Here is a 13088-nt window from a genome sequence, read left to right on the forward strand (position 1 = left end):
GGCGACCGACCGGGACGCCGCCCTTCGCGTCCGTGCTGGTCAGGAGGTGTTTCCATGGCTCCGTGCCGCGGCTCCGGGAGGGTCTCGTGCGGGGCGATGCCCGGATCGGGGACGCCGGTCAGGCGCTGAAGGGGGCCGTCGGCCCCCGCCGCTTCATCCGGTACGACAGGTTCATCCGGTACGACAGGCTCTTCCTGCCTTCCTGCCTTCCTGCCTGCCCGCCTGCCCGCCTGCCTCGGCGCGGGACCCCGCGCGAGGAGCGGGCCCTCGGCGAGATCCTGTGCAGCCGCTGGTGTCAGCGGGTCCCGTCCTGCCCGGCGGCCTCGCGCATCGGTACGACACCTGTCGGGACGATCCGCCGGAGGCGGCCCCCGGGGGTGGGAGCGGGGGGCCGTCCGGGATTGCCTCAGTCGATCGCGGTCGTCCCGCCGACGACGTCCTCCCCGTTCCGCTGCTGAGGGATCACCGCCGAGCCCTGCTGGAGCGACACCGACCGGGCCGGGGAGGGGATGCGGATGCCCTCCGCGCGGTAGCGACGGTGGAGGCGCTTGATGAACTCGTGCTTGATCCGGTACTGGTCGCTGAACTCGCCGACGCCGAGGATCACGGTGAAGCCGATGCGGGAGTCGCCGAAGGTGTGGAAGCGGATGGCGGGTTCGTGGTCCGGGATGGCGCCCTCGACCTCGTGCATGGTCTCCCCGATGACCTCTGCCGTGACCCGCTCCACGTGCTCGAGGTCGCAGTCGTAGCCGACGCCGACCTGCACCAGCACCGTCAACCGCTGTTCGGGGTGGGTGAAGTTGGTCATGTTGGCCTTGGCGAGCTGCCCGTTGGGGATGACCACCAGGTTGTTGGACAGCTGGCGGACCGTCGTCTGGCGCCAGTTGATGTCGACGACGTATCCCTCCTCGCCGCTGCTGAGCCGGATGTAGTCGCCCGGCTGCACGGTCTTGGAGGCGAGGATGTGGATGCCCGCGAAGAGGTTCGCGAGGGTGTCCTGCAGGGCCAGCGCGACGGCGAGACCGCCGACGCCCAGGGCGGTGATCAGGGGCGCGATGGAGATGCCGAGGGTCTGCAGCACCACCAGGAAGCCGATCGCCAGGACCAGCACGCGGGTGATGTTCACGAAGATGGTGGCCGAGCCGGCCACGCCCTGGCGGGACTGGGTGACCGAACGGACCAGGCCGGCTGTCACCCGGGCCGCGGACAGGGTCACCACGAAGATCAGCCACACCTCGAGGACCTGGTCGACGTGGTGCTGGACCGTCCGGGTCAGCGGTAGCACCACCGCGGCCGTCGCCGCGCCGCCCGCGATCGCCGCCCACGGGACGACGGAGCGCAGCGCGTCCACGACGACGTCGTCGCCGCTCCACTTGGTCCGCTTGGCGTGCTTGGCCAGCCAGCGCAGCACCGCGCGGGACAGGAGGCCCAGCACCAGGCCCGCGGCGAGCGCGATGCCGGCGAGGACGAGGTCGTCCAGGGTCAGCGCACGGTTCACAGGTCACCCCCGGGGCGCAAAGCGGCTGTGCGGAGCCTGATGTGAAGTCTCGTCACGATGTCACCTGCTCGATGTGCGGAATGTGCGATCGCGCCGCCGTCGGTTCCCCGACGGGCGACGCGATCGCTCATCCTGCCTCATCCGGAACACCAGTTCGCACCTCGACGGGCTTCGGTTCCCGTCACTCAGACGATGCCCTCGGCGAGTTCGGCCTGGTCGCGGTCGCTGCCGTAGGCGGCGGTGGTGGGCGTGCCGTACGAGCGGCGGGCGACGTACCACCACACGCTCGCCAGGACCAGGACGACGGCCAGGGCCACCGACGCGTAGTTCATCGTGTCGGCGGTGACCGGAGAGGACTGCGGCAGGCAGAACAGCACCGTCACCCCGGCCACCCAGATCACCGCGATCCAGCCGATCGGCCTGCTCCAGCGGCCCAGGTTCCAGGGGCCCGGCCGGAAGCGGTCGCCGGCGCGCAGCCGCAGCAGCACCGGGATGGCGTAGGCAGGGGTGATGCCGATGACGTTGATGGCGGTGACCGCGCCGTACGCCGTCGCCGAGTACAGGGACGGCAGCGCGAGGACGCCCGCGACGATCACCGACAGCCACACGGCGGCGACCGGGGTCTGGGTGCGGCCGCTGACCTTGCGCCACAGATGCGAGCCGGGCAGCGCCCCGTCCCGGCTGAACGCGAACACCATGCGACTGGCCGCGGCGACCTCGGCGTTGCCGCAGAACAGCTGGGCGGCGATCACGACCAGCAGCAGCGCGCTCGCGCCGTCGGTGCCGAGCCCGTCGAGCAGGATCTGCGCGGGCGGCACCCCGGTGTCGGTGCCGACGGTGCCGGCGTAGTCCTGGATCGCGAAGGTCAGACCCGCGAGCAGCACGAAGCCCGCGATCCACGACACCCAGATGGACCGGACGATGCCCTGCGCGGCGGACACCGAGGCGTTGGAGGTCTCCTCGGACAGGTGAGCGGAGGCGTCGTAGCCGGAGAAGGTGTACTGCGCGAGGAGCAGGCCGATCGCCGCCACGTAGACGGGGCTGTCCCAGCCGGTTCCGTTGACGAACTTCGTGAACACGAAGGACGCCGACTGGTGGTGGTCGGGGACGATCGCCAGCGCGCCGACGATGAGCGCGACGCCCGCCAGGTGCCACCACACGCTGATCGAGTTGAGCAGACTGACCAGGCGGACGCCGAACAGGTTCAGCACCGCGTGCAGCAGCAGGATGGCGCAGAAGATCAGCATGGTCTTGCCGGGGGTCGGCTCGAATCCCCACTGAAGGTTGGCGAAGGCGCCGGTGAACAGGGCGGCGCCGTAGTCGATGCCGGCGATCGCGCCGAGCAGACCGAGGAGGTTCAGCCAGCCCGTGTACCAGCCCCAGCGCCGGCCCCCGAGCCGGTCGGCCATGTAGTACAGGGCGCCGGAGGTCGGGTAGGCACTGGTGACCTCGGCGAGCGCGAGGCCGACGCACAGCACGAACAGGCCGACCCCGGCCCAGCCCCAGAGCATCACGGCGGGCCCGCCGGTGTTCAGGCCGAAGCCGTACAGGGTCATGCAGCCGGACAGGATCGAGATCACCGAGAAGCTGATCGCGAAGTTGCCGAACCCGCCCATCCGGCGGGCCAGCACCGGGCGGTAGCCGAGTTCGCGCAGCCGCTGCTCCTCGTCGTGCTGCGGCACGCCGGGCGAGGCCGACGGCTCGGGCGTGGGGGACATGCGGAGACCTCCGGGGGGAGTAGGGGGAAGCGCCGGGGGAGTCGGGGGAAGCGGGGGAAGCCGGGGAAGTGGAGAGCCGGGAACAGTGGGTGGGCGTCAGGGTGCGGGGAGCCTGGAACAGTGGGTGGGCGTCAGGGGTGCGGGCCGTGGTCCTTGACGGCCGCGCGACAGCGGGCCCTGGCCTGCCGGAACACCTGGACGGCGGCGCTACGGTCCGGGGTGCGGTACATCCAGGGCAGAGGTGTGACGTAGGGGCCGATGGCCTCGAACACCCGTGCCGCGTCCTGGAATTGAAGGGCACCCCACAGGGCGTGAGCCAGGTGGTTGAGGTCCAGCAGGGAGCGTTCGGCGCGGTGCGTGTGCTCGAACCAGGAGTACAGCGACCGCTGCGCCTCCCGGGCCGCGTCCTCCGCCACCCAGTGCAGGTCGAGCGCCGCGTCGTGGCCGCTGGCGCGCCGGTAGCGCGCGACGCGGACGTACAGCGGCAGCACGTGCAGCGCGGACCCGGGCGGCGCCGTACCGGCGGCCCACTGCGCGTACCCGGAGGACTCCGCGAGCCGGCCCGAGGAACCGCCGCGCGCGTACAGGAACTGGAGCATCCGGTGGTGGGCCTCGCGGTTGTACGCGTCGCGCTTGTCGGCCTGGGCCAGCAGCCCCCACGGGCCCGGCGGCAGCATGGGATCAGGTGGCGGCTCCCGGTGCTCCTCCCAGCGCTGCTCCGGATCGAGCTGGGCCAGCGCCAGCAGGCACACCCAGGGCACCGGGTCCTGCGGCGCGGCGTCCGCGGCGGACCGGGCGGCCTCCCACGCCTCGATCCACAACTCGCCGGTACGGCGGTGCTGTTCACGCTGCGCCCGCAGCGCCCGCTCCACCCCGACCCGGGCGTACATCACCGCGGCCGCCCGGCAGTGCGGCTCCTCCGCCAGCCAGGTGCGCACCACGTCGGTGCCGGCCGCCGCGGCCGCGAGGACCTGGGTGCGCTGGGTCCACTGGCACCAGTTGGTGGTGTCCGCGAGCAGGGTGCGCATCGCCATCCAGCGTCCGGTGCGCAGATCCTGGAGAGCGCCGCGCAGCGCGCCGTCGTGGCCGGCGGGGTCGTACGAGGGGCGTACTCCGTCCCTGGCCATCAGCGCCCCGCCCCGGTCCGCGAGCGGACGGGCAGGGTGGCGTGATGCGGCAACAGCCCTCCTATGGTGGGGGTGAGGGATCTTGTGCGGGTCGGCGGTCACTATAGGGGTGTCGGATGCGCCGTGCCATGCTTCTCAACTCAAGCGACCAAAAGCGGAGTTGATCGAACAGGACGTGCTTGACGCCGGACGCGGCCCGGCGGGAGGCTGGTGCGGTGATCTTCGGAGGGGCCCAGCGGATCCGCGGGAGGGTGCGATGACGGGGCCGGTGCTCGCCGTCGACCAGGGCACGTCCGGCACCAAGGCCCTGGTGGTCTGCCCCGAACGCGGCGTCCTGGGCACCGGGTTCGCCGCCGTGCGCCCCCGGCATCTGCCCGAGGGCCGGGTCGAGGTGAATCCGTCCGACCTGTACGGGTCCGTCCTGGAGGCCGGCCGGCGCGCGCTCGCCGAGGCGGGCGAGGGCGTCGTGGCGATGGGCCTGGCCAACCAGGGCGAGACCGTCCTCGCCTGGGACCCGGCGACCGGCCGCCCGCTGGCCGACGCCCTCGTCTGGCAGGACCGGCGCGCCGACACCGTGTGCGCCGAACTCGCCGAGTACGGCGATGAGTTGAAGCAGCTCACCGGACTGCCTCTCGACCCGTACTTCGCGGCGCCGAAGATGGCCTGGATCCGCCGTCACCTGACCGGCGAGGGTGTCGTCACCACCTCCGACGCCTGGCTCGTCCATCGCCTCACCGGCGCCTTCGTCACCGACGCGGCCACCGCCGGACGCACCCAGCTCCTCGACCTGGACCGCGCCACGTGGTCGGCGCGGGCACTGGACGTCTACGGGCTCCTGGGCGAACGGCTCCCCGAGGTGGTCGACAACGCCCGACTCGTCGGCACCACCACCGCGTTCGGCCCCGAGATCCCGGTCACCGGCCTCGCCGTCGACCAGCAGGCCGCCCTCCTCGCGCAGCGCGTCACCGGGCCCGGCGCCGCCAAATGCACCTACGGCACGGGCGCGTTCCTCCTCGCGCACACCGGTGACACACCCCGGCGCGGCACCTCGGGCCTGGTCAGCTGCGTCGCCTGGCGGCTCGCCGGCGCCACCGGCTACTGCCTCGACGGGCAGGTCTACACGGCCGCCTCCGCCGTCCGCTGGCTCACCGACCTCGGCGTCATCTCCTCGGCCGCCGACCTCGACCCGGTCGGCCGCTCCGTCCCCGACAGCGGCGGCGTCACCTTCGTCCCCGCCCTCGCCGGGCTCGCCGCCCCCTGGTGGCGCGGCGACCTGCGCGGCTCCCTGACCGGGCTCGGCCTGGACACCGGACCCGGACACCTGGTGCGCGCCCTGTGCGAGGGCCTCGCCGCCCAGGTCGTCGAACTGGCCGAGGCGGCGGCGACCGACCTCGGCGCCCCGCTGGAGCTGCTGCGCGTCGACGGCGGCCTGACCCGCTCCGCCCTGCTCATGCAGACCCAGGCCGACCTGCTGCAGCGCCCCGTCGAGGTCTCCGCCCTCCCCGACGCCACCGCACTCGGCGCCGCCGTCCTCGCCCGGCTCGGCGCGGACCCTACGCTGACCGTGGAAGACGCCCTGCCCGACGGGAAACCCGCCGCCGTGTACGAACCCCGCATCCCGGCCGACCAGGCCGCCGAACGCCTGGCCGGCTTCCGCACCGCGGTCGCCGCACTGCTCGCCTCATGACAGGCACCACGGGAGGGCTGCCGCCCGGCAACACCGTCGTCGGTGAGGGGCTGGTGCCCGGCAACACCGTCGTCGGCGCGGGGCAGCCGCGTGACATCGCCCTCGCCGACGAGGGCCCAACGTCCGGCGTGACCACCGTCGGCGAGGGGCTGGTGCCCGGCATCGCCGGTTCCAGCGAGGGGCTGCCGCCCCAGGTGATCATCAGTGGCGAGGGGCCGGCGTCCGGCGTGGCCACCGTCGGCGAGGGGTCGGTGCCCGGCATCGCCGGTACCAACGGGGAGCCGGTGCGTGACCTGACCACCACCGGTGAGGGGCCGCCGCCCGACATGACCACCACCGGTGAGGGGCCGCCGCGCGACATGACCACCACCGGTGAGGGGCCGCCGCGCGACATGACCACCACCGGCGGGGAGCCGCCGCGCGACATGAGCGCCACCGGCGACGGCCCGCCGCCCGAGACGACCGCCCCCTGCAAAGCGACCTCGCCCGACATCACGGTCACCGCCGAAGGTCCGCTGCCCGAGCGGTCGTACGACGTGGCGGTCGTGGGCGCCGGAGTCGTCGGCTGTGCCGTCGCCCGCGAACTCGCCCGCCACCCCCGCCTGCGCATCGCCCTGATCGAGGCCCAGGACGACGTCGGCCAGGGCACCTCCAAGGCCAACACGGCGATCCTGCACACCGGTTTCGACGCGACCCCCGGTTCCCTGGAGGCCCGTCTCGTCCGCGAGGGCTCCCGGCGGCTCGCCGCCTACGCGGCCGAGTCCGGCATCCCCGTCGAACCGGTCGGCGCCCTGCTCGTCGCCTGGGACGAGGAACAACTGGCCGCGCTGCCCCGCCTCGCCGCGAAAGCCGAGCGCAACGACTACCCGGACGCCCGGCTCCTCGACGCCGGCGAGCTGTACGCACGTGAGCCGCACCTCGGCCCCGGCGCGCTGGGCGCACTGCACGTACCCGGCGAGAGCGTCATCTGCCCCTGGACGACGACCCTCGCCTACGCCACCCAGGCGGTCCGCACGGGCGTACACCTGCATCTGAACACCCGTGTGGAGCAGGCGAGCCGGAGTCCCGAGGGGCACGTTCTCGCCACCTCCAGGGGCACTTTGCGCGCCCGTCACCTCGTCAACGCGGCCGGACTGCACGCCGACACCCTCGACCGGGCGCTCGGCCACGACGACTTCACCGTCACCCCGCGCCGCGGCCAGCTCATCGTCCACGACAAGCTCTCACGCCCCCTCGTCCGGCACATCCTCCTGCCCGTCCCCACCGCTCTCGGCAAGGGCGTCCTGGTCGCCCCCACCGTCTACGGCAACGTCCTGCTCGGCCCCACCGCCGAGGACCTGGAGGACAAACGGGCCACGCAGTCCACCGCCGAAGGCCTCGCCCAGCTACGGGAGAAGGGCGGCCGCATCCTGCCCGCGCTGACGGAGGAGGAGGTCACCGCCGTCTACGCAGGACTGCGCGCGGCCACCGAGCAGGAGGACTACCGCATCACCGCCCACCCCGAGCAGGCGCACGTCACCGTCGGCGGCATCCGCTCCACCGGCCTGACGGCGTCCATGGCCATCGCGGCCCACGTCGTCGGTCTGCTGGCGGAGACCGGGCTCGACCTCGGCCCGACGGAGGAACCGGCCCCGGTGAGCATGCCCAATCTCGGCGAGGCGTTCCCGCGCCCGTACCAGCGGCCCGAACTCATCGCCGCCGACCCGGAGTACGGAACTCTCGTCTGCCACTGCGAGCGCGTCTCCCGGGGCGAGATCCGCGACGCCCTCGCCAGTACGATCCCGCCCCGCACCCTGGACGGCCTGCGCCGCCGCACCCGCGCCCGCGCGGGCCGCTGCCAGGGGTTCTACTGCGGGGCCGCGGTACGGCAGCTCTTCGAGGAGGCCGGCCGGTGACCGCGGAACCCCAGGTGCGCCGGGTCGGCGTGCTGGTCGTCGGCGCCGGTCCGGCGGGCCTCGCGGCCGCGGCCGCTCTGGCCACCGCCGGTGCGGGCAGGGTCGAGGTGCTGGACCGGGAGACGCAGGCCGGGGGAGTGCCACGGCACTGCGCACACGGCGGCTTCGGCACCTGGACCCACCCGCTGACCGGCCCCGGATACGCCCGTCTGCTCACCGAGGCCGCCACCCGCGCCGGAGCCGTCCTGCGCACCGGCGTCACGGCCTTGGACTGGGCGGGCCCGCGCACGCTCACGACCGTCGGCCCGCAGGGCCCGGAGACGATCGAGGCCCGCGCCGTCGTCCTCGCCACCGGCTCCCGCGAACGCCCCCGCGCCGCCCGGCTGGTGCCCGGCACCCGGCCCACCGGCGTCTACACCACCGGTGAACTCCAGCAGGCGGTCCACCTGTTCGGGCAGTCGATCGGCACCCGGGCGGTCGTGGTCGGCGCGGACACCGTCTCGTACGCGGCGGCTCACACCGTCCGCGCCGCCGGGGCCGAGGTCGTCGCCCTGGTCACGGACCACCCGCGCGCCCGCGGGGCCGCCGTCCGCGCCCAGGCGGCGCGCCTGCGCCACCGCATCCCGCTCCTCACGGACACCACGGTCACCGAACTCCTCGGCCACGGCCGCCTGTCCGGCGTCCGCGTCCGCCACCGCGACGGCCGTACGACCACCCTCGCCTGCGACACGGTCGTCTTCACCGGGGACTTCGTCGCCGCCGACGAGCTCGCCCGGCAGGCCGCCGTCACGCTCGGCACGGGCCCGTACACCTCGCGTCCCGGCGTGTTCGCGGCCGGAGCCCTGCTGCACCCGGGCCGGCGCGCGAGTGCGGCGTACCGGGCGGGAGCCGAGGCGGCGGACGCGGTCCTGGACCTGCTGGCGGGAGGGACCGGGGCGGCGACGGGAGGTGAGGGGGGAGGTCAGAGGTCGGTGTAGGACCCGTGCCGTCCCGCACCCCGGGCGAACCGCTCCGCCCCCTGCTGGGCCTCGGCCAGGACACCGATTCCGTGGCGGAGTTCCCGGCGCATCGCGGCCTCCTCGTCCAGCCCGTCCTGCTCCAGCACCGAGGCCCGGTCGCCGCGCAGACAGGCCTGCGGGTAGCGGGCGATGGCGGCGGCCAGCTCCTCTGCCTCGGCGCGGGCCTGTCCGGTCGGGACGAGACGGTTGGCGAGGCCGATGTCGTAGGCCTCGCGGGCCGGGACCGGGCGGCCGGTCAGGATCATGTCCATGGCCCGGCCGGCGCCGATCAGCCGGGGCAGCCGTACTGTGCCTCCGTCGATCAGCGGGACGCCCCAGCGGCGGCAGAACACCCCGAACACGGCGTCCTCCTCGGCGACCCGCAGATCGCACCAGAGGGCCAGTTCGAGGCCGCCCGCCACCGCGTGCCCGGCGACGGCCGCGATCACCGGCTTGGACAGCCGCATCCGGGTCGGACCCATCGGCCCGTCGCCCTCCTCGGCGACGTGGTTGCCGCGCTCGGTGCCGATCGCCTTCAGGTCGGCACCCGCGCAGAACGTGCCGCCCTCGCCCCACAGCACCGCCACCCGGGCGTCGTCGTCGGCCTCGAACTCGCGGAAGGCCGCCGCCAGTTCGGCCGCGGTCGGGCCGTCCACCGCGTTGCGGACCCCGGGCCGGGACAGGATGACCGTGGTGACGTGCTCCTGGTGCTCCACGCGGACCGGCACGGCGGACGCTCCTTCTCGGACAGCGGCTCGAAAGGCCACGGACTTGAGAGGCCGCTGCCTCGAAGGGCCGCTGCCTCGAAGGGCCGCTGCCCCGGAGGACCACTGTGCCTCAGATGACCTTCAGCCGCACCAGCGCCCCCAGCGTCAGCGCACCCGGCACCAGCGGCACCCAGACGGTGATGATGCGGTAGGCGAGCACCACCGCCGTGGCCACCGCCACCGGGCCGCCCGCCGCCACCAGTGCGATGATCAGCGCCGCCTCCACGGAGCCGATCCCGCCCGGTGTGGGCACCAGCGCGACCGCGACCGTCGCGGCCAGGTACGCCAGCGCCATGTGCGCCGGCGGCACCGGCAGCCCCAGCGCCTGCCCCACCGCCACCAGACCGGCGGCCTGGAGCGCGGGGAAGGCGAACGAGCCGCCCCACAGCGCGAGCGCCCGGGACGGGCGCGTGTGCACCGAGCGAGCCTCGCCGAGGGCGGTGCGCAGGAAGCGGAGCACGGGCTCGCGCAGCCGGCGTACGAGGGCCAGCGCTGCTGCTGCCGCCGCCAGCACCGCGCCGGCGATCAGGAGCACCGGTCCGGCGTCCCCGTCGGGCAGCAGGGTGCCGAGGCGCAGCGCGTCCGGGAAGGCGACCAGCAGCGCGGCCAGCAGGCTCAGCCTGCCGATCGACTCGGCGAGCAGGTACAGCGCGATCGCGGCGGAGGAGCGGGCGAGCGGCACCCCGCACACGCTCATGAAGCGCAGGTTCACCGCGCCCGCGCCGAGCCCCGTCGGCAGCAGGTGGTTGGCCGAGCCCGCCGCGAACTGGGTGGCCAGCAGCCGCCAGCGGGGCAGTGGCTGGATGACGGCGCCCTGCCGGGAGAAGGAGGCGGCGACCCAGGTCAGACTGGTGGCGGCGCCGGCCGCCAGCAGCCACGGCAAGTCGGCGGTCCGCAGCTGTCCGAAGCCCTCGACCAGGACGGACCGGTGCCGGACCGCGACGATCGCGACGAGCAGGACGGGCAGCAGACACAGGATCTGCCGCACGGGGACGCGCCGGGCGAGCCGGGAGAGGCGTCCCTCGCGGAGGTCGGGGAGTCGTACCGCTGTCACATTCGGAGAGGTTTTCCGTGCCATGTCAACGGCGGATGGCGCGCGCACGGACGGCGGCTTACGGACGGGCAGCGGATGGGAGTGGGCGGGGAGGACCACGTGAACCCCGGGGGACGGAGGCGACGGCGGGGACGAAGGCGATGAAGACGACGAAGGCGATGAAGACGACGAAGGCGATGAAGGCAATGAAGGCGACGAAGGCGATGAAGGTGGTGAAGAGGATGGAGGTGATGAACGCGATGAAACGGGAGAAAAGGGCGGGCGATTGACCTCAACGACGCTTGAGGTCCTACGTTCTCTTCCATGAGTATGGAGACCACCGCATGGACGCAGCTGCACAGCGTGATGACCGCGCAGCAGGAGCGCCGCCCCTTCGCCCGCGCCACGCTGCGCCGCATCGCCGCCTTCGCCCGCCCGCACCGTTCCGGCATCGTCCGCTTCGTCCTGCTCGGGGTGGTGACGGCACTGCTCGCCGTGGCCACCCCGGTCCTCGCCGGCCACGTCGTCGACACGATAGTGGCGGGCCGGGACTCCGGCACGGTCGTACGGCTCTCCCTGCTCATCGCGGTGGTCGCCCTCGCCGAGGCAGGGCTCGGCATCCTCGGGCGGCGCCTGTCGGCGACGCTCGGGGAGGGACTCATCCTCGACCTGAGAACGGCTGTGTTCGATCATGTGCAGCGCATGCCCGTCGCGTTCTTCACACGTACTCGTACGGGAGCGCTGGTCAGTCGGCTCAACAATGACGTGATCGGAGCCCAGCGGGCGTTCGCCAACACCCTGTCCGGTGTGGTCACCAACGTGGTGACACTGCTGCTCACCCTCGCCGTGATGCTCACCCTGTCCTGGCAGATCACCCTGCTCGCGCTGGTGCTGCTGCCGGTGTTCGTGCTGCCGGCCCGCCGCATGGGCAGCCGGATGGCGCGGATGCAGCGGGAGGCGGCGGCGCTGAACGCGGCCATGGGCACCCGCATGACCGAGCGGTTCTCCGCGCCCGGCGCCACCCTGGTCAAGCTGTTCGGCCGCCCCGAGGAGGAGTCCGCGGAGTTCGCGGCCCGCGCCGCCCGCGTCCGGGACATCGGGGTGCGCACGGCCACGGCCCAGTCGGTGTTCATCACCTCCCTCACCCTGGTCTCGGCCCTCGCGCTGGCCCTCGTCTACGGCCTCGGCGGCTGGTTCGCGCTCCACGGGACCCTGGAGGCGGGCGCGGTCGTCTCCCTCGCCCTCCTGCTGACCCGGCTCTACGCCCCGCTCACCGCGCTCGCCGGAGCCCGCGTGGAGGTGATGAGCGCCCTGGTCAGTTTCGAGCGGGTCTTCGAGGTGCTCGACCTGAAGCCGCTCATCGAGGAGAAGCCGGACGCCGTCGCGGTGCCCGAGGGGCCGGTCGCCGTCGAGTTCGACGAGGTCACCTTCTCCTACCCGTCCGCCGACCAGGTCTCCCTCGCCTCCCTGGAGGAGGTCGCCTCCCTGGACACCCGCGGCGGGGCCGAGGTGCTGCACGGCATCTCCTTCCGCGCCGAACCCGGCCAGACCGTGGCCCTCGTCGGCTCCTCCGGCGCCGGCAAGTCCACCATCGCGCAGCTGCTGCCGCGCCTGTACGACGTCGACTCCGGCGCGGTCCGCATCGGCGGGGCCGACGTGCGGGACGTGAGCGCCGCCTCCCTGCGGGCCACCCTCGGCATGGTCACCCAGGACGGCCACCTGTTCCACGACACCGTCCGCGCCAACCTGCTGCTGGCCCGCCCGTCCGCCTCGGACGAGGAGCTGTGGGACGCGCTCGGCCGCGCCCGCCTCGCCGAGGTCGTGCGGTCCCTGCCCGACGCTCTGGACACGGTGGTCGGCGAGCGCGGGTACCGGCTGTCCGGCGGTGAGCGCCAGCGCATGACCATCGCCCGGCTGCTGCTGGCCCGGCAGCGCGTGGTGATCCTCGACGAGGCCACCGCCCACCTGGACAACACCTCGGAGGCGGCCGTCCAGGAGGCGCTCGCGGAGGCCCTGGAGGGTCGCACCGCCGTGGTGATCGCCCACCGGCTGTCCACCGTGCGGGCCGCCGACCAGATCCTGGTCGTGGAGGCGGGCCGGATCGTGGAGCGGGGCACCCACGACGAACTCCTCGCGGCGGGCGGCCGGTACGCCGAGCTGCACCGCACGCAGTTCGCCGAGCGGGACGGCGAGGTGTCCGCGGCCTGAGCGAGGGCGCGGCCGACGGGGTCGTCGGCGGGGACGGCCGTCCGGCGGCCGGCGGCCGGCGGCCGGGGACGGGCATCGCGTGCCCGCCCGGCCGTCGAACCTCTTGACGCCTCTGGTCCGGACCTTTAACTTCACGCCTTAAACAAAGACTCCGGAC

The 13088-nt window shown here is 73.7% G+C and carries 9 protein-coding genes and 1 pseudogene; 5 read left to right on the forward strand and 5 right to left on the reverse strand.

The window, feature by feature from the left end; all coding sequences use genetic code 11:
• Positions 1-406 precede the first annotated feature (406 nt).
• The 3 genes from ACWD5D_RS10760 to ACWD5D_RS10770 form a co-directional block, all read right to left on the reverse strand.
• Positions 407-1498 (reverse strand): mechanosensitive ion channel family protein, encoded by a 1092-nt coding sequence (locus ACWD5D_RS10760; protein WP_451372449.1) that lies wholly within the window; start codon positions 1496-1498, stop codon positions 407-409.
• A 185-nt stretch (positions 1499-1683) separates the two neighbouring features.
• Entirely contained in the window at positions 1684-3216 is a 1533-nt protein-coding gene (locus ACWD5D_RS10765; protein ID WP_451372450.1) for an amino acid permease, read from the reverse strand.
• A gap of 131 nt (positions 3217-3347) precedes the next feature.
• A complete protein-coding gene (locus ACWD5D_RS10770) occupies positions 3348-4343 on the reverse strand; it encodes a hypothetical protein (protein WP_451372451.1) in 996 nt (331 codons plus the stop codon).
• Positions 4344-4599: 256 nt separating this feature from the next.
• On the opposite strand from ACWD5D_RS10770, the gene ACWD5D_RS10775 reads away from it, so the two are divergent.
• The 3 genes and pseudogenes from ACWD5D_RS10775 to ACWD5D_RS10785 form a co-directional block, all read left to right on the forward strand.
• Positions 4600-6030 (forward strand): FGGY family carbohydrate kinase, encoded by a 1431-nt coding sequence (locus ACWD5D_RS10775; RefSeq protein ID WP_451372452.1) that lies wholly within the window; start codon positions 4600-4602, stop codon positions 6028-6030.
• 491 nt (positions 6031-6521) lie between these two features.
• Positions 6522-7925 carry an FAD-dependent oxidoreductase gene (locus ACWD5D_RS10780; protein ID WP_451372553.1) on the forward strand — a complete coding sequence of 468 codons (1404 nt, stop codon included), beginning with the start codon at positions 6522-6524 and terminating at the stop codon, positions 7923-7925.
• Positions 7926-7939: 14 nt separating this feature from the next.
• Positions 7940-8863, forward strand: a pseudogene (locus ACWD5D_RS10785) (NAD(P)/FAD-dependent oxidoreductase); the annotation flags it as partial.
• 23 nt (positions 8864-8886) lie between these two features.
• Here ACWD5D_RS10785 and ACWD5D_RS10790 read toward each other — a convergent pair.
• Both ACWD5D_RS10790 and ACWD5D_RS10795 read right to left on the reverse strand, forming a co-directional pair.
• Positions 8887-9651: a crotonase/enoyl-CoA hydratase family protein gene (locus ACWD5D_RS10790; protein ID WP_451372453.1), complete on the reverse strand. Its 765-nt coding sequence runs from the start codon at positions 9649-9651 to the stop codon at positions 8887-8889.
• Between the two features lie 109 nt (positions 9652-9760).
• Entirely contained in the window at positions 9761-10744 is a 984-nt protein-coding gene (locus ACWD5D_RS10795; RefSeq protein ID WP_451372454.1) for a lysylphosphatidylglycerol synthase transmembrane domain-containing protein, read from the reverse strand.
• 140 nt (positions 10745-10884) lie between these two features.
• On the opposite strand from ACWD5D_RS10795, the gene ACWD5D_RS10800 reads away from it, so the two are divergent.
• Both ACWD5D_RS10800 and ACWD5D_RS10805 read left to right on the forward strand, forming a co-directional pair.
• Positions 10885-11013: a hypothetical protein gene (locus ACWD5D_RS10800; RefSeq protein WP_451372455.1), complete on the forward strand. Its 129-nt coding sequence runs from the start codon at positions 10885-10887 to the stop codon at positions 11011-11013.
• Positions 11014-11053: 40 nt separating this feature from the next.
• Positions 11054-12931 carry an ABC transporter ATP-binding protein gene (locus ACWD5D_RS10805; RefSeq protein ID WP_451372554.1) on the forward strand — a complete coding sequence of 626 codons (1878 nt, stop codon included), beginning with the start codon at positions 11054-11056 and terminating at the stop codon, positions 12929-12931.
• Positions 12932-13088 lie beyond the last annotated feature (157 nt).

This window comes from Streptomyces sp. NPDC002520, assembly GCF_053595235.1.

Bases quoted from the DNA above. Each gene is read 5' to 3' on its own strand.
- ACWD5D_RS10765 (WP_451372450.1), bottom strand. From the start codon at position 3,216: ATGTCCCCCACGCCCGAGCCGTCGGCCTCGCCCGGCGTGCCGCAGCAC.
- ACWD5D_RS10770 (WP_451372451.1), bottom strand. From the start codon at position 4,343: ATGGCCAGGGACGGAGTACGCCCCTCGTACGACCCCGCCGGCCACGAC.
- ACWD5D_RS10775 (WP_451372452.1), top strand. From the start codon at position 4,600: ATGACGGGGCCGGTGCTCGCCGTCGACCAGGGCACGTCCGGCACCAAG.
- ACWD5D_RS10800 (WP_451372455.1), top strand. From the start codon at position 10,885: ATGAAGACGACGAAGGCGATGAAGACGACGAAGGCGATGAAGGCAATG.
- ACWD5D_RS10805 (WP_451372554.1), top strand. From the start codon at position 11,054: ATGGAGACCACCGCATGGACGCAGCTGCACAGCGTGATGACCGCGCAG.